17 protein-coding genes are annotated in these 16,912 nt (G+C 64.6%); 3 read left to right on the top strand and 14 right to left on the bottom strand.

What is annotated here, in order from left to right; translation table 11 throughout:
- Positions 1 to 8: 8 nt before the first annotated feature.
- Positions 9 to 839 (bottom strand): class I SAM-dependent methyltransferase, encoded by an 831-nt coding sequence (locus tag RFN30_RS00420; protein WP_320260166.1) that lies wholly within the window; start codon positions 837 to 839, stop codon positions 9 to 11.
- 84 nt (positions 840 to 923) lie between these two features.
- Here RFN30_RS00420 and RFN30_RS00415 point away from each other — a divergent pair, with 84 nt between their 5' ends.
- On the top strand, positions 924 to 1,865 hold the full coding sequence (locus RFN30_RS00415; protein ID WP_320260165.1) for a LysR substrate-binding domain-containing protein: 942 nt from the start codon (positions 924 to 926) through the stop codon (positions 1,863 to 1,865).
- Positions 1,866 to 1,913: 48 nt separating this feature from the next.
- Here RFN30_RS00415 and frp read toward each other — a convergent pair whose 3' ends face one another.
- The gene (frp, locus tag RFN30_RS00410; protein WP_320260164.1) at positions 1,914 to 2,252 is read right to left on the bottom strand and encodes a fluorescence recovery protein; all 339 of its coding nucleotides are present in this window, start codon (positions 2,250 to 2,252) and stop codon (positions 1,914 to 1,916) included.
- Entirely contained in the window at positions 2,239 to 3,081 is an 843-nt protein-coding gene (locus RFN30_RS00405; RefSeq protein WP_320260163.1) for a helix-turn-helix transcriptional regulator, read from the bottom strand. Before RFN30_RS00405 ends, frp begins: the two co-directional genes overlap by 14 nt.
- A gap of 98 nt (positions 3,082 to 3,179) precedes the next feature.
- Here RFN30_RS00405 and RFN30_RS00400 point away from each other — a divergent pair, with 98 nt between their 5' ends.
- Entirely contained in the window at positions 3,180 to 4,082 is a 903-nt protein-coding gene (locus tag RFN30_RS00400) for an SDR family oxidoreductase (protein ID WP_320260162.1), read from the top strand.
- Positions 4,083 to 4,135: 53 nt separating this feature from the next.
- On the opposite strand, the gene RFN30_RS00395 is transcribed toward RFN30_RS00400, so the two are convergent.
- From RFN30_RS00395 to tssH, 11 genes are all read right to left on the bottom strand, one after another.
- Positions 4,136 to 4,843: a GntR family transcriptional regulator gene (locus RFN30_RS00395; RefSeq protein ID WP_320260161.1), complete on the bottom strand. Its 708-nt coding sequence runs from the start codon at positions 4,841 to 4,843 to the stop codon at positions 4,136 to 4,138.
- A 118-nt stretch (positions 4,844 to 4,961) separates the two neighbouring features.
- Positions 4,962 to 5,690 (bottom strand): aspartate/glutamate racemase family protein, encoded by a 729-nt coding sequence (locus tag RFN30_RS00390; protein ID WP_320260160.1) that lies wholly within the window; start codon positions 5,688 to 5,690, stop codon positions 4,962 to 4,964.
- Positions 5,691 to 5,701: 11 nt separating this feature from the next.
- Positions 5,702 to 6,424, bottom strand: coding sequence for an ABC transporter ATP-binding protein (locus tag RFN30_RS00385; RefSeq protein ID WP_320260159.1), 723 nt, complete (start codon positions 6,422 to 6,424; stop codon positions 5,702 to 5,704).
- The gene (locus RFN30_RS00380) at positions 6,421 to 7,200 is read right to left on the bottom strand and encodes an ABC transporter ATP-binding protein (protein ID WP_320260158.1); all 780 of its coding nucleotides are present in this window, start codon (positions 7,198 to 7,200) and stop codon (positions 6,421 to 6,423) included. Before RFN30_RS00380 ends, RFN30_RS00385 begins: the two co-directional genes overlap by 4 nt.
- Before the next feature lie 3 nt (positions 7,201 to 7,203).
- On the bottom strand, positions 7,204 to 8,190 hold the full coding sequence (locus RFN30_RS00375) for a branched-chain amino acid ABC transporter permease (protein ID WP_320260157.1): 987 nt from the start codon (positions 8,188 to 8,190) through the stop codon (positions 7,204 to 7,206).
- 7 nt (positions 8,191 to 8,197) lie between these two features.
- Entirely contained in the window at positions 8,198 to 9,064 is an 867-nt protein-coding gene (locus tag RFN30_RS00370) for a branched-chain amino acid ABC transporter permease (RefSeq protein WP_126095497.1), read from the bottom strand.
- Positions 9,065 to 9,247: 183 nt separating this feature from the next.
- Positions 9,248 to 10,450, bottom strand: a complete 1,203-nt coding sequence (locus RFN30_RS00365) for an ABC transporter substrate-binding protein (RefSeq protein WP_320260156.1) — start codon at positions 10,448 to 10,450, stop codon at positions 9,248 to 9,250.
- Between the two features lie 289 nt (positions 10,451 to 10,739).
- Positions 10,740 to 11,018 (bottom strand): hypothetical protein, encoded by a 279-nt coding sequence (locus RFN30_RS00360; RefSeq protein ID WP_320260936.1) that lies wholly within the window; start codon positions 11,016 to 11,018, stop codon positions 10,740 to 10,742.
- A gap of 110 nt (positions 11,019 to 11,128) precedes the next feature.
- Positions 11,129 to 11,986 carry a sigma-70 family RNA polymerase sigma factor gene (locus tag RFN30_RS00355; protein ID WP_320260155.1) on the bottom strand — a complete coding sequence of 286 codons (858 nt, stop codon included), beginning with the start codon at positions 11,984 to 11,986 and terminating at the stop codon, positions 11,129 to 11,131.
- Positions 11,986 to 12,474, bottom strand: a complete 489-nt coding sequence (locus tag RFN30_RS00350) for a carboxymuconolactone decarboxylase family protein (RefSeq protein ID WP_320260154.1) — start codon at positions 12,472 to 12,474, stop codon at positions 11,986 to 11,988. Before RFN30_RS00350 ends, RFN30_RS00355 begins: the two co-directional genes overlap by 1 nt.
- Positions 12,475 to 12,564: 90 nt before the next feature.
- On the bottom strand, positions 12,565 to 15,384 hold the full coding sequence (gene tssH, locus RFN30_RS00345) for a type VI secretion system ATPase TssH (protein WP_320260153.1): 2,820 nt from the start codon (positions 15,382 to 15,384) through the stop codon (positions 12,565 to 12,567).
- 334 nt (positions 15,385 to 15,718) lie between these two features.
- Here tssH and tssA point away from each other — a divergent pair, with 334 nt between their 5' ends.
- Entirely contained in the window at positions 15,719 to 16,909 is a 1,191-nt protein-coding gene (gene tssA, locus RFN30_RS00340; protein ID WP_320260152.1) for a type VI secretion system protein TssA, read from the top strand.
- The last annotated feature ends 3 nt before the right edge of the window (positions 16,910 to 16,912 follow it).

Here is a 16,912-nt window from a genome sequence, read left to right as displayed (position 1 = left end):
TCTCCTTCCTAGCTCTTGACTGGAGCGGCCTCGAACACGGCGCTGAGGACGCCCAGCCGGCCTTCCATCAGATTGCGCCCGAGATTGGCGGCAAAATCCGCGAAACCCGGTCCCATGACGACGCCGAGATTCAGCAAAGGCGGCGGCCCGGATGCCCGCAGCGCCGCGAACCACGTCTTGGCCTCTGCGGTATCGTCCTGCTGGACAAGCGTACGGAACCCGGCGGCCTCGATCGCCTCGCAGGTCGCGGTGGCGGAGAGCAGGAAACTTTCCCCCGGCGTCTTCGCCCAGGGAACCGGATAATGCGGGTCGCCGCCGTTCAGCACGACGTCGAAGGTCGCGAATTTTCCGCCCGGCTTCAGCATGCGCCTGATCTCGCGGTAGAGAAGCGGCCGGTCCGCGATGTTCATCGCCACATGCTGCAGCAACACGACGTCGAAACCGCCGTCGTCGAAGGGAAGCGCAAGCGCGCTGCCGGCCTTGAACGACACCTGCTCGCCCTGCCCCGTCCGTTCTGTGAGATAGGTCGCGGCTTCGACGAAGGGTTCGCTAAGGTCGACGCCCGTCACCTCGCAGCCACAGGTCGCAGCGAGGAATCGGGCCGGGCCGCCCACCCCCGAGCCGACGTCGAGCACCGACATGCCGGCCGTGATGCCGGCCAATTTGGCAAGTTCGGCCGTCGCGGCGAGCCCACGCGTGTGAAACTGGTCGAGAGTAGCCAGTTGCTCGGGCTTCAGCCGCTGCTCCTCCGGCCCCAATACAACGAGTGCCGTCTTCAGTCGCTCGGTCAGGCCGGTCGCGCGGTAGTGATCGCGCACGCGATCCAAATCGTCCGTCATTGCCACTTTCCTTCAGGCGTCCAATCCACGGCAGAGATACGACCGCTTTGTGCCGGCAACTATCCACGATAATGTCGATGGGTCATGAAGCAGAACTTCACAGTCCGACATGGCGCGCTCGACGGCGTCGAGGCGTTTCTGAGCGTCGCCAAGCATCGCAATTTCCGCAAGGCTGCGGCGGAACTTAGCGTCACGCCGTCGGCGATCAGCCAGGCGGTGCGGACACTGGAAGCGCGTGTTGGCGCCGCGCTCTTCACGCGCACGACACGCAGCGTCGGACTGACCGAAGCGGGCGAGCGCTTCTTCGCACGGGCCCGGCCCGCGTTCGAGGAATTGATAGCCGCCAGCGAGATCGCGCGCGGGATAGGACAGCGGCCGGCGGGACTTTTGCGCCTCTCGGTGCCGCCGGCGGTTGTGCCGACCCTGCTGGAGCCGATGATCGCATCCTTCTGTCAGGCCTATCCCGAGATCGAGCTGGAGATCGTCGCAAGCGGCGAACTGGCCGACCTCGCGGCCGAGGGGTTCGACGCCGGCATCCGGCTCGGCGACCTCATCGCGGCCGACATGGTCGCGGTTCGACTGACGCCGCCCTTCCCAATGGTGGTTGTCGGCAGCCCCGACTATTTACGCGACCGAACGGCGCCGAAGCGCATCGAGGATCTGCGCCACCACGCCTGCCTGCGCCTGCGTCGATCGAATGGTTCGGTCGCGCCGTGGCGCTTCGCCAAAGGCAACAAGGCGATTGAGGCAATCGTCAGCGGACCGCTTATCGCGCATGACTACCCCACGCTTCTCGGCGCCGCGATCCAGGGCGCCGGACTTGCCCAGGTGCCCAGTCCGATCGCCGGCCCGGCGATCGCGGACGGGCGCCTTGAGATGGTGCTTTCGGCCTTCGCCGTCACCTCGCCGGGTGTCTTTCTCTACTACCCGGAAAGACATCAGGTGCTGCCCAAGCTGCGGGCATTCATCGATCATATCCGCTCGCAGGGCGGCACTGAGGCTTCCCGAAAACGGTCACGGGAGTAGTAGGCTCAGGCCTGACGCATCATCGCCGGACTTCCAGCCGTCAGCGCCCTACTCCTTGGCGCGCCACGCAAGGAATCTACGGATCTCCTGCCGCTTGTCTTCCGCCAAACCCGAAAGCTGGTTCTCGTCCATGTATCCTTCCCGGATGAGAACCGCGAACACGACGGTAAGCTGTGAGTAACGATAGTCGAACACCTGATCGATTTTTCGCCGCTGCTGCCGCAGATAGTCTTCTATCTCCCACATGTCGGCAGGTGTCGTCACGGCGCCGGCCTTGCTTTTGAATTCGGCTATCGTCTTGCCGAGCGCTACCTCCAGCGCCGCATCGAAGGCCCGGCGCGCGACCTTCTTTTCCGACCCAGTCCACCCGATGTCATTGACGTTCACGACTGTCTCTCCCGATCAGCGCTTGAATGCGTTCGGCGTCCGAACCGTTCACGGGGTTATAGACCACCATGCCGAGCTCGGGACGGCCGTCGACGGCGAAAACCGAGAATTCCAGCTCGATCAGCCCGATCTCGGGGTGGCGGAGACGTTTCACCCCTTCGCCATGAGCGGCGACGAGGTCATTGTCGCGCCACAGCGCCTCGAATTCCGGACTGGTCCGTGAAAGCTCCTCGACCAGTTCGGCGATCTCCGCGCCGGCGCCGGCGCGAGCGGCATCGGCCCGGAATGACCCGACCACGAAGCGGGCGACGCCTTGCCAGTCATCCTGCGCGGCGCGCACGCGCGGGTTGCCGAACATGAGGCGCAGGATGTTGCGCTGCTCGCGGGGAAGCTTCGAATAGTCGGTCAGCAGCGCGGCGGCGGCGCGGTTCCATGCAACGACGTCCCACGTCGCGGTCTTGATGATTGCCGGACTCGTCTCGAGCGCGTCCAGCACGCGCTGCAAGCGCGGCGTCACGCTGTCCACGCTCTTGTAGCGGACCTCCGGCGGGCGCCCGAGGCCCAGCATGAACAGGTGCTCGCGCTCGGGCTCGGTCAACATCAGGCCGGTGGCGATGCGGTTGAGCACATCCGCGGACGGAGCGCCTCCCCGCCCCTGCTCCAGCCAAGTGTACCAGGTCGGGCTGATATTGGCGCGCTGGGCCACCTCTTCGCGGCGCAGGCCCTGTGTGCGCCGCCGCCCCGTGGCGAAGCCGAACGTGGCCGGATCGAGCCGCATGCGGCGGTCCCGAAGAAAGTTGCCAAGCTTGTTGGCCGTCTCGACAGGCATTCCGATCCAGTTGGTTATTATACCATGATAAAGTCACTACTTTAACAGGATGATTTATAGCGCGAGAAGGGCCTCCGAACAACAGAGGAGATCCTTCCATGCGCGTATTTCTTACCGGCGCGACCGGTTTCATCGGTTCCAGAATCGTCCCCGAACTTCTTGCCGCCGGGCATCAGGTGCTTGGCCTGACCCGGTCCGATGCCGGCGCACGAGCGCTTGCAGCCGCCGGCGCCGAGGCCCATCGTGGCGACCTGGAAGACCTCGACAGCCTCCGCGACGGCGCGGCAAAATCGGATGCGGTGATCCACACTGCCTTCGACCACAATTTCTCGAATTTTGTCGCGAATTGCGAGAAAGACAAACGCGTCATCGAAGCGCTGGGCGGGGCGCTGGCCGGCTCGGACCGGCTGCTGCTGATCACGTCGGGTGTGGGCATGGGTTCTGCCGAACACGGACAGCCGGCGAGAGAAGACGTGTTCAACACCGACCATCCCAATCCGCGTATCCTGTCGGAGCTTACCGGCGCGGCGATGGCTGAGAAGGGCGTCAAGGTGTCGGTAGTGCGACTGCCGCAGGTGCATGACACGGTGAAGCAGGGCCTGATCACGCCGCTCATCGAGCTAACGCGCGCCAAGGGCGTGTCAGCCTATCTTGGCGAAGGCCGCAACCGATGGTCGGCGGCGCATGTGCTGGACGTCGCGAAGCTCTACCGGTTGGCGCTGGACAAGCAGGAAGCCGGCGTGCGCTACAACGCTGTCGCCGAAGAAGGCATTGCGACGCGCGAGATCGCGGAGACGATCGGTGCCGGCCTCAATGTGCCGGTGGTTTCGCTGTCGACGGAAGAGGCCGCGGACCATTTCGGATGGCTAGCCATGTTCGCCGGTCTCGACATGCCGGCCTCCAGCGTGTGGACGCGGAAGCATCTCGGCTGGCAGCCGACCGGAACGGGGCTCATCGCCGACCTCGAGCGGATGGATTATTCGCAGGCGGCCGCAGCCTGACGAGCGGCGCCCGAAATTCTACGGCTCGGCTTTGCAAAGCCGAGCCACCTGACTTATGCGCGCAGCAGATCCGCGAGGCTGTCCGACTTCTCGACCTTGTCGGTGAGGTCCAACCCGGAAAGCAGATCGACCAGATGGCTGTTCATCAGTGCTGCCGCATTGGCGCTGTCGCCGGCCTCGATCGCGTCGACCAGAGCGTGATGCGCGTGCTTCTCACAGGTCGCGTCGCGGCGCTTCCAGTAGAGCGCGATGATCAGCGACGAATGCGAGACGAGGTCGCGCACGAAGTTGGTGAAGACGGAGTGCGCGGCGATCTCGGCAATGCCGACATGGAAGCGCGCCGACAGCATGATGGCGTCGCTGTCGCGGCCGTCATGCAGCGCCTCATGCTCCTTCTCCAGATGTGCCCGCAATTGCGCGATGTCCGACGGCATCGCCGCCCTGGCGGCAAGCGCGGCCACCTTGGGCTCGATCAGCGCCCTCGCCTCGAACACCTCGCGCGCCTCGATCTTCGACGGCTGCGCGACGAAGGCGCCGCGATTGGGCTCCAGCCGCGCCAGCCGGTCATGCGCAAGGGCCTGCAGGGCGGCACGAATGACCGTGCGGCTCACCGAATAGATCGACGCCAACTCGTCTTCCGGCAGCTTGGTGCCCGGAGCGAGACGGTGGCTGACGATGGCATCTCTCAGCCCATAGTAGATCGGCGACCAGCGCGCTGCCGGCCTGTCGTCGCGATCTTCTTCCTTGAGTACCGTCAACATGCTTTCAATGCGCTGGCCCGATCCGGCCCGTTCTGCCCCCAAATCGCCAGCGGCCAATCCAATCTAATATCGCTCGCGCCCCGGTCAATCCCGAGGGATCCGATCTCCCAGGGCCGCGCTAGCCGGGCGACGCCGAGGCAAAGATGCCGGCGAAGCGCTTGCCGCGCGGCGCCGCATAGCCGCCGACCTTCGATGTCTTCAGACCAACCTTGAGCAGGCTCTCGGCCAGCGTCACCGCGCAGACGACGCCGTCGAGGACGGGAACGCCATGCTCCTCCGAAAGCTCGTGGGCGAGGTCGGCCATGCCGGCGCAGCCAAGCACGATCGCCTCGGCGTGATCCTCGCGGATGGCGCGCGCGATCTCGCCCGATATCTTGTGCCTGGCGTTCGAGCCCGGCCGTTCGAGGTCGAGCACGGCGACTTCGGAGGAGCGCACTTTGGCGCAGCGCGAGGCGAGTCCGTATTTCGCCAGATTGTGCTCGATGGCGGGGACCGAGCGGGCAAGCGTGGTGACGACGCTGAACCTGCCGGCGACGAGGCTGGCGAGATGGAAGGCCGCCTCGCCGATGCCGATGACTGGAGCCTCGGTCGCGCAGCGCGCGGCATCGAGCCCGGTGTCGTCGAAGCAGGCGATCACATAGGCATCCGCCGCCGGGGCCTTGCCCATCTCGGCGATGATGCCCGGCACGGCGAAGACCTCGTCGAAATAGCCCTCGATGCTCGGCGGACCGTCGGCCGGATTGACGGCGATGATCTCGGTTCCCGTGGACGCAACGCCTGCCGCCGCCTTGCCGATCTTGGCGGTCATCGATTGGGTCGTGTTGGGATTGATGACGAGTATGCGCATTAAAATCAGCCTCAGATCTCGCCGCCGAGATAAAGACGCTTGACCCGGTCGTCGGTCAGCAATTCGGCGGAGTTGCCGCTCAGCGCGACGCTTCCGGTGGTCAGCGCATAGGCGCGCTGCGAGATGCGGAGCGCCATGCGCGAATTCTGTTCGACTAGCAAAACGCTGACCTTCTCGTCGCGGTTGATGGCGACGATCGAGCGGGCGATGTCCTGGACGAGTTTCGGCGCGACGCCAAGCGACGGCTCGTCGAGCAGCAAAAGCTTCGGCTTCGCCATCAGCGCGCGGCCGATGACCAGCATCTGCTGCTCGCCGCCGCTCATCGTGCCGGCGGCCTGCGAAAAGCGCTCCTTAAGCCTGGGGAAGCGCCCCAGCACCATCTCCATCGAGGCGGCGATCTCGGACTTGCTCGAGCGCGTGAAGGCGCCCATCAGGAGGTTGTCCCTGACCGTCATATAGGGGAAGACGCGGCGCCCTTCCGGCACCATGGCGATGCCCATCTTGACGATCTCGTCGGGAGCGGAGCCGTCGATGCGCTTGCCGTTATAGTGGATCTCGCCCGACCTGATCTTGCGCAGGCCGGTGATGGCGCGAAGGATCGACGACTTGCCGGCGCCATTGGCGCCGATCAGGGCGACGGTCTCGCCTTCATTGACCTCGAGCGAGACGCCCTTCAGCGCGTAGACGTGATCGTAATAAAGCTCGACGCCGGCGAATTTGAGGGTCTGGTTCATAGGCCGATCGCCTCGTCTTCGCTGCCGAGATAGGCTTCGATGACCTTCTCGTTGGCCTGGATTTCCGGCGGTGTTCCCTCGGCGATCTTCTGCCCGAAATTGAGAACCACGATGCGGTCCGAGATCTTCATCACCGCCGGCATGTCATGCTCGACCAGCAGGATGGTGAGGCCGAGATCGCGCAGGCGCCGCACCATCGCCACCATGCGCATCGTCTCGTCGTGGTTCATGCCGGCGAAAGGCTCGTCCAGCAGCAGGATCGACGGGTTCGTGGCGAGGCCGATGGCGATGCCAAGCGCCCGCAAATGGCCGTGCGGCAGGTTGTGGGCGGTCTCGCCGGCAAGCGAGGCCAGGCCGAGCAGCGCCAGGATCTCGTCGGCCGATTGGCCAAAGGCCGCCTCGTCGGCCTTGGCCGTGCCCGTGCCGAGGAAGAAGCCGACGAGGCTCGCCTTCGAGCGCAAATGGTGCGCGATGATGACGTTGTCGCGCACGCTCATGTTCTTGAAGATCGTCGTTTCCTGAAAGGTTCGCACGACGCCCTTGCGGGCGGCGATGTGCGGCGCGAGGTTCGAGATACGCTCACCCTTCAGGCGCACTTCGCCGGATGTCGGCCTGAGGAACGACGAGATCAGCTTGAACAGCGTCGATTTGCCGGCACCGTTGGGGCCGATGACCGAGAGGATTTCCTTCTCGCGCACAGAGAAGGAAACGTTGTTGACGGCGACAAGACCGCCGAAGCGTTTCGTCAGGCCTGAGACTTCGAGCATGTCAGCCATGGCTCAACTTTTCCGGCTCGGGAGGGCGAGGCTGAGCAGTCCATTGGGTAAGACAAGCATCAGCACGATCATCAGGCCCGAGTAGATCAGGAGCTGGAACTCGCCGGTCTGGAAGAGCAGGTCCCAGCCGAAATAGAGCACCAGCGTGCCGAGCATCGGCCCGAACACGTAGCCAAGACCGCCGAGGAAACAGTTCAGCATGAAGTTGACGGAATCGGTGACGGTGAAACTCGACGGATAGATCGACTGAGAAATGGCGGCGAAGATGGCGCCGGCGACACCGCCGAAGAAGGACGAAACGGCGTAGGCGATGACGCGCAGATAGGCGATGTTGACGCCGATGGACGAGGCCAGTTCCTCGTTTTGCTGCAGCGACTGGCAGAGCTTGCCGATACGCGAATGAACCAGCCGGTACATCACCGCGAAGCAGATCACCATGAGCGTGACCGCCAGCAGGTAGAAGGCCAGGCGGGGATTCTGCAAAGTGGCGAAATCGGGAATGATGGTGAGGCCGAAGACCGAGAGCGCGCCGGGCAGCGGGATGCTGACGATGCCCTTGGCGCCGTTGGTGATCGGCAATGCCAACGCCAGGAGCCGCGCGACCTCGGTCAGCGTCAGCGTCACCATGGCGAAGTAGACCCCGCGCAGGCGCAGGATCGGCAGGCCGATGAGCACGCTTGCTGACGCGCAGAACAGGCCTGCGACCGGCAGCGTCGGCCAGAACGACCAGCCGTGGTTCATTACGAGGATGGCCGACACATAGCCGCCCATCAGCGCATAGGCGCCCTGGCCGATATTGATCCGGCCGATATAGAAGGTGAGCCACACGCCGGCGCTGGCGATGCTGAGCAGCGCCACGGAGGTAAGCGTGTAATAGAGGTCGGTGCGGCCGCTCGCCGCGATCAGAACCGGCACGGCGATAAAGACGATCGCCAGGAAGACAGCGACCGAGGCGATCTTCACGCTGAGCATCATGGCAGGATGCGTCATGGCACGATCAACCCCACGGCTTGCCCATCAACCCGTTGGGGCGGATCGACAGGAACACCATCAGCGCAGCAAAGATGGCGAGGTAGGTGACGTCACCATACTGACGCAGCACGGTAAGGCCGATCGACTCCATCATGCCGAGAATGAAGCCACCGGCTATGGCGCCGCCCACGACGCCGGCGCCGCCGATCATCACCATCAGGAAGGCCTTGATCGAGATCGGCCCGCCGATGCCGGAATTGACGCCGGTAATTGTGACCAGAAGGCCGCCGACGATGCCGGCCAGCATGGCGCCCATGGCAAAGCCGATCATCGAATAGCGATCGACCTTGACGCCCATCAATTGCGCGGCGACGCGATCCTGGGCCAGCGCCCGCATGGCTCGGCCGACCCGGCTGTACTGCATGTAGAGGACGAAGGCCGCGATGAAGATCAAAGCGAGCGCGCCGACGACCAGACGGTCGTAAGGCATGATGATGCCGCCCTCGTTGAAAACGCCTTTGACGATCTTGGGAACGCCGCGCTGCTTCTCGCCAAACAACAGCAGGATGACCGCGTCGAAAAAGAAGGCTGTCGCCGCGGCGAGCAGCATCGTGCTTTCCTCGCGCAGGCTGCGCCTGATGACGGTGCGGAAGAGGAATTTCTCCATCAGCGCACCGATCACGGCGAGCGTCACACCGGACGCCAGCAGCGCCACGACGAAAGGCAGGCCGAGCTGGCCGTAGATGGTGTAGGTGATGAACCCGCCCAGAACGTACATCTGCCCGTGGGCGAAATTAAGCACGTTCATCAGGGCGAAGATCAGGGTAAGCCCCAGCGCGATCAGCGCATACTGGGCACCGAGATACAATCCGTTGGCGATGACCTGTTCCATGGAGACCTTCGATCGTCCGCGGGGCCCGAGCATCGCCCGGACCCCGGCATGCGGGAGGAAGTAACCTTAGGAACCGAACCCTAAAGCGCCTCGCGATCTTTCAGATTCGCCCGTGCGCTTTAGGCTTTTGATTTTACGCATGTCTTTGTCCCGAAACCGGTTCCCACTTTCGGGAGACATGCTCTAGTCGACGGAGCCGACGAACAGGGTCTGGAAAGCGCCGTCCTTATACTCGTTGACCACCATCGGCACGGCGAGCTGGCGCTTCTGGCCGAACGAGGTCGCGCCGACATAGCTCAGCTTGGCGTCGCCCTTCAGGAAGGGATTGGGCGCCGAGAAGGTGTCCATGGTCTTCTTGAATTCGTCGACATTGTTGATGGCGGCCGGATTGGCCTTCAGCGTGTCGATGATGTACTCCAGCGCGTAGACCTTGGTGTTGGACTCGTCGTTGTACTCGCCGAACATCTTGGTGTAGCGGGTGACGAACTCCTTCATCTCGTCCGAAGCGATCTCCGGCGTGGAGGCGCCGCCGACGGAGATGAAGCCGTTGGCGTATTCGCCGGCGCCCTCCTCCAGCACCTTGGCGTCCTGCGCCGTTTCGGTCGAGATCAGGCCCTCGTAGCCGAGCTCACGCGCGGCGCGGATGAGCAGCGGCGCGTTGGCCGGCGCCACGCCCGACAGCACCAGCAGATCGGGCTTCAGCGCGACGATCGGCGTCAGCACGGGCGTGAAGTCGCGGGTGTCGTTCTGGTAGGTGTCGTTCTGCGCCACGATGTCGAGCCCGAGCGCCTTGGCCGCCTCGACGCCACTGTCACGCTGGCTGAGCGGGTCGGATTCGTTCGCGGCGACAAAGGCGATCTTCTTCACGCCCTTGTTTTCCTTGAGGTATTTGTAGATCGCCGGACCCGACTGGTAGCTGGCGATCATGCCAAGCACGGCATTCGAGGCCGGCTTCTGGTAGAGCGCCTTCGGGAAGGCGTAGGGGAAATAGATGATGCCGTTTGCCTCGGCGACGGGGCGCACCGCGGCGGCGCCGTCATCGACGTTCGGTCCGACCACATAGTGGATGCCTTCCTGCGCCATCTTCTCCATGCCGGCGATGGCGCGCTTGGGGTCCTTCTGGTCGTCGAAGGTGACGATGTTGATGTTGTAGGTATCGTCGCCGATCTTGACGCCGCCTTTTTCGTTGAGCCAAGCGGCGCGCGTCTGCATCGAGCGCACATTGGACGTGCCCCAGGCGGCGGCGGGGCCGCTGGTGACGCCAACGAAGCCGATTTTGAGTTCCTTGTTTTCAGCCTGCGCGGACGGAATGCCAACGGCGGCAATCGCCAGGGTCGAGACGGCGCCAAGCACCATCGATTTCAGAGTCGAGCGTCGGTTGATCATCTGCAGTTCCCCTTCTGGTTATCGCGCTTTGTGTTTTGCTCGTAGGCTGCGCGGATAGCCTAAGGGAACCCGCCTGCGACAGATTGTCAACATCTTTCTTGGTTTTTGTATACAATCATTGGAAAGAATGTGTGCGATGACCGATCTGTCCGCGGCAGGGCAGTACTCAGGTTGGCCGCCCGAACAGCAGCCATCCTCTGCGAACGCAATCGGCGTCGCAGGAGAGTGAACAGGTTGTGGCTTGTCGACGGCTGGCGCGCGCCGGATGAACGCGTGCCGCGGGCGGCGGTTATTTTCCGCAGTGATGATCGTTGATCTTGTTCAGCGCGTTCGCGTCCGGCCCTGTCCGCTGGTAGGAGCAAGCGCCCGCCGCCGTGGTGACCAGCATGGCATCATAATAGCGCGGGCCACCGAACAGGATGTCGATGAGGTCGCCTTCGGCCGGAACGTAGCGTTCCTGCTCGACCGGGTGCTTGTGGTGGTGCCGATCCCCGGCGAATGCCGGGGCGGACATGGCAACGGCCGTGGCCAGAACGAGAGCGGAGATCGCAAGGCTTTTCGTCGTCATCGTCAGCAACCCTTCTGGCCAGCCAGTACCCCAAACATATAGCCAAAATCGCCAGCGGAACAAAGGTTCCGTCGGCGGCCTTGCAGGTGGAGCTTCCCTGCGTGTGATTGCTAATGCAGGTGCCGCAGCTTGTCGGGATTGCGCATCACATAGATCGCCGCGATCTTGCCGTCCTCGATGTCCAGCGCGGTCGTCTGGAGCTCGCCATCGGCCTCGAGCGTGACGAAGCCGGGCAATCCATTGATGAAGCCAAAGCGGACCAGCTGCGAGCGATTGTCCTTGAGCCAAGCGAGAACGGTCTCGTATTGCTTCATCACCGCATCGTAGCCGAAGACCGGCGCAATTGCCGCCGGACGCTTGCCGCCGCCGTCGGCGTGAGCGCTGACATCGGCGCTCAGCATCGCGCCCAGCGCCTTCATGTCGCCGTTGCGCGAGGCATTGAAAAAGGCTTCGGCAAGCTCGAGCCCGCGCTCCTTCTCGACCTTGAAACGCGGCCGCGCCTCGCGAACATGGCTGCGGGCACGGGCGGCGAGCTGGCGGCAGGCGGCTGGGTCGCGCTCGATCTCAGCCGCGATCTCCTCGAACTGCAGCCCGAACACGTCGTGCAGCAGGAAGGCCGCCCGCTCGAGCGGCGACAGGCGCTCCAGTGCCAGCATCAACGGCAAGGTGACGTCGTCCGGTTCGTCCTCTTCGACGACCGGATCGGGAAGCCAGGAGCCGACATAGGTCTCGCGCTGGCGGCGGGCGGATTTGAGCTGGTCGAGACAGAGGCGCGTGACGGTGCGGCGCAGGAAAGCCTCCGGCTCGCGCACCTCGGCGCGGTCGGCCCTCATCCAGCGGATGAAGGCCTCCTGCACCATGTCCTCGGCATCGGCCACCGAGCCCAGCATGCGGTAGGCGACCCGCATGAGCTTCGGGCGCAGCGGCTCGAATGCCGCCGCAGCACCCTCGGATGTTGGCTCCGCCATCAAGCGGCGGCCGCCCTGTTGGAGGCCTTTGCATTGGCCGCCTTCACCGCCGCCGGATCGACAAAGCCGCCGAAGCCGACAGCGATACGATTCCAGCCGTTGATGATGTTGATCATCAGGGTGAGCTTCACGCGCTCCTCCTCGGTGAAATGGTCCTTCAGCGCTTCATAGGCCGCCTCATGCGTGTGGCCTTCGCTGATCCGCGTCAGTGCCTCGGTCCAGCCAAGCGCTGCGCGCTCGCGATCGGTATAGCATGGCGCCTCGCGCCAAGCCGCCAGCAGGTAGACACGCTGCTCGGTCTCTCCACGTTCGCGGGCATAGGTGGTGTGCATATTGATGCAGTTGGCGCAGCCGTTGATCTGGGAGGAGCGGATCTCGATGAGCTCGGCGAGAGCCGGATCGAGGCTGGAGGCGATGGCTAAAGAGGCGCGCTGCCACTCCCTCATCAGCGAAGGCGCGGCGGCAAGGGGGTCAAGTCTGGCAGTCATGGTCGGTTCCTTTCCTTGGTTCCGACCTCAAGACGAGCGAGGCATCCGCCCATGTGACATGGCGCCGAATTTTTTACGCCCCATGCCCAGCTACTCGAAGGAATAGGTGAAGCCTTCCTTGGACGCGCCGACGGTGACCTTCGTCATCTTCGCGCCCTCGAGCGAGCGGTTGAGCACGCCGCGGCTGAGCTCCGGCAGCAGCGTGTTGGTGAGGATGGCGTCGATCATGCGGCCGCCGGATTCGATCTCGGTGCAGCGCGCCTTGACCAGGTCCATAACGCCGTCGCCGATGACCAGCTCGGCATCGTTGGTTGCCTTGAGCCGCCGCGCGATCTTGCCGAACTGATGCCGGGCGATCGCCTCGATCATCGCATCCGACAGCGGATAGTAGGGTATGGTGACGACCCGGCCGAGGAAGGCGGCCGGGAACACTTTCAGCAGCGGCGCGCGCAGGGCCGCGTCGAGATCGTCGATGCCGGTGCGCACCGTACCGTTCTTGGTGCGGTCCATGATGACATCGGAGCCGACATTCGAGGTGAGCAGGATCAGCGTGTTCTTGAAGTCGATGCGCCGGCCCTCGCTGTCGTCCATCATGCCCTTGTCGAAGACCTGGAAGAATATCTCGTGCACGTCCGGATGCGCCTTCTCGACCTCGTCGAGCAGGATCACCGAATAGGGTTTGCGGCGCACCGCCTCGGTCAGGATGCCGCCCTTGCCGTAGCCGACATAGCCGGGCGGCGCGCCCTTCAGCGTCGAGACGGTATGCGCCTCCTGGAATTCAGACATGTTGATCGAAATCAGGTTCTGCTCGCCGCCATAGAGCGTCTCGGCGAGCGCCAGCGCAGTCTCGGTCTTGCCGACGCCGGACGGGCCGCAGAGCAGGAACACGCCGACCGGCTTTTCCGGCGCGCCGAGGCCGGCGCGGCTGGTCTGGACGCGTTTGGCGATCATCTCCATCGCGTGATCCTGTCCGACCACGCGCTCGGACAGGGTCGCAGCGAGCCTGAGCGCCTTTTCGGTCTGGCTTGACAGCATCCGTCCCGTCGGGATGCCGGTCCAGTCCTGTACCACGGCGGCGACCGCATTGCGGTCGACCGACGGCAGGATCAGCGGCGTCTCGCCCTGCGCCGCGGCAAGTTCCGCCATCAGTTCGCGGAGCCGTGCGAGGTCGGCGGCGGCTTCATCCGGCGGCTCAGCGGAAGCCGCTTCGGCCTTCGCAGCCTTGGAGCCCTTGGCTTTCGAGGCCTTGGCCTTCTGAGGCTTGGTCTCGGCAGCCTTACTCTCGGCCGGCTTTTGCTCAGGCGCCTTTGCTGCTGTGTCGGCGCTCTCCGGTTCCGCAGCGCCCTCCTCGGCCGCCGCATCGAGCGGCACGCCCTCGCCGCGCAGTTTGGCACGCAGGTCGAGGATTTCGCCCACCAGCGCCTTTTCGCGATCCCAGCGCGCCTGGGCGGCGGCTAAAGTCGTCTCGGTTTCGGCCAGCCCGACATCGACACGAGCCTGCCTGTCGGTAACGTCGATGCCGATCGCCGCCTCGCGGCCGATGATGCCGCTCTCGACCTCCAGTGCCTGGCGGCGGCGCAGAATGTCCTCGACCTCGGCGGGCGTCGCATGTTGCGAGATAGCGACGCGGGCGCAGGCCGTGTCGAGCAGGCTGACCGCTTTGTCCGGCAATTGCCGCGCAGGGATGTAGCGGTGCGACAGCGCGACCGCCGCCTCGATCGCCTCGTCCAGGATCTGCACCTTGTGGTGCTGCTCCAGCACGCCCGCGACGCCGCGCAGCATCAGCACGGCCACCGCTTCCGACGGCTCCTCGATCTTGACCACCTGGAAGCGGCGGGTCAGCGCCGGGTCCTTCTCGATATGCTGCTTGTATTCGGCCCAGGTCGTGGCGGCGACGGTGCGCAGCTCGCCGCGCGCCAGGGCGGGCTTCAAGAGATTGGCCGCGTCGCCGGTGCCCGCGGCACCCCCGGCGCCGATCAGGGTGTGCGCCTCGTCGATGAACAGGATGATCGGCGTCTCGGAAGCCTGGACCTCGTCGATGACCGCTTTCAGGCGCTTCTCGAACTCGCCCTTGACGCTGGCGCCCGCCTGCATCAGGCCGACATCGAGCATGCGCACGCTGACATTCTCAAGCGTCGGCGGCACGTCGCCCTGGGCGATGCGGAGCGCAAAGCCCTCGACGACCGCCGTCTTGCCGACGCCGGCTTCGCCGGTCAGGATCGGGTTGTTTTGCCGGCGTCGCATCAGGATGTCGACGATCTGCCGGATCTCCGGATCGCGGCCGACGACCGGATCGATCTTGCCGTCGCGGGCGCGCTGGGTGAGGTCGGTGGCGTATTTCGCCAGCGCCGAATCCCCGCCCGGGCCGCGTTTCATTGGCGTCTCGTCGCGGGCCGCGGCAGGAAGTGAGCCGGCTTCCAAAGAGCCCTCGGTGACATCGGCGAAGCGCGAAATGACCCCGTCGGCGTCGATCTTGTCGAACTCGGCGCTGATCTTTGACACCAGGCCTTCCAGCACCGGCGTCTTCAGGCAGGCAAGCAGGACATGGGCGCTGCGCACCTCTTCAACGCCGAATTCCAGCGTCGCCAGGCTCCAGCCTTCCTGGATGGCGTGGAAGATGTGGTCCGAGAATTCCTCGACCGAGGTCGCTCCATAGGGCAGCTTGTCGATGGCCCGGGTCATGTCGGCCGTCAGCCGGCTGACGTCCAGCCCGGCATCGGCGATGATTATCTGCACGTCCGAGCGCTCGGACAGCACCAGTTGCTGGATGAAATGGACGAGCTCGACATAAGGATTGCCGCGCAGCTTGGCCGTGTCGGCCGCGGCCTTGAAGGCGCGCACCCCCGTGGCGTTGAGCTTGGCGACCAGTTCCTTACGCTTGAAGCTCTGCGATGACCGGCGCTGTTCCATCGAACCTGCTCCCGCAATCTGCCGACCGTACCCTGCCATATAAGCCGCTGCTTGACAAAGCCGTGTGACGGATAAGGTGTCTGGATCCATCCGGGCGGCACCGCCCGGTTACACAAGCTCTGCAATGTCGTGCAACAAACACCGGATTGCTATGCGGGCTATGCGAGCCATTTCACATACCCGGCCCGGCAATCGCGCAATGGGTTTCGCCGAAAGAAAGCGGTCGCGTTTAGCTTCCGTTAGTTTTTGAGCGGCTGCTCAATTGTGGTAGAGTAAGACCGTGTGATAACGTCGCGTCACATAGGGGTCTCAGGGCCGCTGGCTGGGGGTTAGTGTGATTGATCTCGCACTCTGGCTGAATCCTCTGAACGGTGAGAATCCGTCGGGAGAGGACTTGCGCAACGACCCGGCCTTTCACGAGCTGGAGCGCCTGGCCGAGCCCCAGATCAAGGTCGTCCACGACGGCAACAACAAGCCAACCTCGCAATCCAGCCCGGTTGACTGGGCGGCAGTCCTCGACAAGGCGGAAGAGCTTCGCCCCCGCGGCCGGGATCTGCGCCTTTTGGTCATCGTCGCGCGCGCCTTGGCCAACGAGGAAAGGCTGGCCGGCCTCGCCCAGGGCCTGACGCTGATCGCGAGGACCTTCGACCAATACTGGGACACCATGCATCCGGCGTTGCGGGCGAACGCGATGCCGCGCGACGCCGCCTTGCGCCGCGTCAACGCGCTCCTCGATCTCCAAAACGGCCAGGAAGGCCTGCTGGCGAACCTGCGCGAGACGATCTTCTTTTCGCCCCGCCAGGTCGGGCCGATCAGCGGACGCGACCTGGAACAGGGCGCGCTCGACGAGCGCGTCATGCTGCAGGAAGCGGCTTCCGGGCTGGGCGCCGCCGAAAAGGCGGCGCTGGCGACTGCTCACAGCCAGCTCCTGAACCGGGTGCGCAGCGGCTGCGCGGCACAGATCGACCAGGCCGGCGAGGTGATGACCTCGCTGCTCGCCGACGCCCGCGCGGTGATCGCCGCCCTCGACGAGGTCGACGCCGCTCTCAACAAGCGCATCGAAGGCAATGGCCCCACCATCCCGGAATTGAAACGGTTCCTGCAGCGTTTGCTGACGACGCTGGAGCGGAATTCGGCTGCCGGCGCAGCGGCGAACGGGGCGGCAAAGCCGGCCCAGCAGCAGGCGGAAGCGGCGACGCCGGCCCGAAACGGTCATCGAGCGGAAGGGGCCGAAGCGACGGGAGCCGAAACGATGGCAAGCGGCCATGCGGAACCGGGTGTCGGGCTGCCCGACCGGATCACCTCGCGCGACGACGTCGTCAAATGCCTCGACCTCGTCGTCGCCTTCTATGACCGCACCGAGCCGTCGAGCCCGATACCGCACCTCGCCCGCCGCGTGCGCCGCATGGTGCACATGGATTTCGTGGAACTGATGGAAGATCTCGCCCCGTCGGGGCTGAAGGAATTCCGGCTGCTTGCCGGTGTCCCCGATCCCAAGAAGCCGGCCCAGAAGGATGAAAGGTAACAA

It is taken from the genome of Mesorhizobium dulcispinae (assembly GCF_033977345.1).
Classification (GTDB): Bacteria; Pseudomonadota; Alphaproteobacteria; order Rhizobiales; family Rhizobiaceae; genus Mesorhizobium; species Mesorhizobium dulcispinae.
This window is presented reverse-complemented; position numbering and strand designations above follow the sequence as displayed.

Excerpts from the sequence above, each read along its gene's own strand:
- RFN30_RS00365 (WP_320260156.1), bottom strand. The coding sequence starts at position 10,450 with ATGATCAACCGACGCTCGACTCTGAAATCGATGGTGCTTGGCGCCGTC.
- RFN30_RS00395 (WP_320260161.1), bottom strand. The coding sequence starts at position 4,843 with ATGTTGACGGTACTCAAGGAAGAAGATCGCGACGACAGGCCGGCAGCG.
- RFN30_RS00350 (WP_320260154.1), bottom strand. The coding sequence starts at position 12,474 with ATGACTGCCAGACTTGACCCCCTTGCCGCCGCGCCTTCGCTGATGAGG.
- RFN30_RS00355 (WP_320260155.1), bottom strand. The coding sequence starts at position 11,986 with ATGGCGGAGCCAACATCCGAGGGTGCTGCGGCGGCATTCGAGCCGCTG.
- RFN30_RS00375 (WP_320260157.1), bottom strand. The coding sequence starts at position 8,190 with ATGACGCATCCTGCCATGATGCTCAGCGTGAAGATCGCCTCGGTCGCT.
- RFN30_RS00400 (WP_320260162.1), top strand. The coding sequence starts at position 3,180 with ATGCGCGTATTTCTTACCGGCGCGACCGGTTTCATCGGTTCCAGAATC.
- RFN30_RS00390 (WP_320260160.1), bottom strand. The coding sequence starts at position 5,690 with ATGCGCATACTCGTCATCAATCCCAACACGACCCAATCGATGACCGCC.
- RFN30_RS00380 (WP_320260158.1), bottom strand. The coding sequence starts at position 7,200 with ATGGCTGACATGCTCGAAGTCTCAGGCCTGACGAAACGCTTCGGCGGT.
- tssH (WP_320260153.1), bottom strand. The coding sequence starts at position 15,384 with ATGGAACAGCGCCGGTCATCGCAGAGCTTCAAGCGTAAGGAACTGGTC.
- RFN30_RS00360 (WP_320260936.1), bottom strand. The coding sequence starts at position 11,018 with ATGACGACGAAAAGCCTTGCGATCTCCGCTCTCGTTCTGGCCACGGCC.
- RFN30_RS00415 (WP_320260165.1), top strand. The coding sequence starts at position 924 with ATGAAGCAGAACTTCACAGTCCGACATGGCGCGCTCGACGGCGTCGAG.
- RFN30_RS00385 (WP_320260159.1), bottom strand. The coding sequence starts at position 6,424 with ATGAACCAGACCCTCAAATTCGCCGGCGTCGAGCTTTATTACGATCAC.
- RFN30_RS00370 (WP_126095497.1), bottom strand. The coding sequence starts at position 9,064 with ATGGAACAGGTCATCGCCAACGGATTGTATCTCGGTGCCCAGTATGCG.
- RFN30_RS00420 (WP_320260166.1), bottom strand. The coding sequence starts at position 839 with ATGACGGACGATTTGGATCGCGTGCGCGATCACTACCGCGCGACCGGC.
- RFN30_RS00405 (WP_320260163.1), bottom strand. The coding sequence starts at position 3,081 with ATGCCTGTCGAGACGGCCAACAAGCTTGGCAACTTTCTTCGGGACCGC.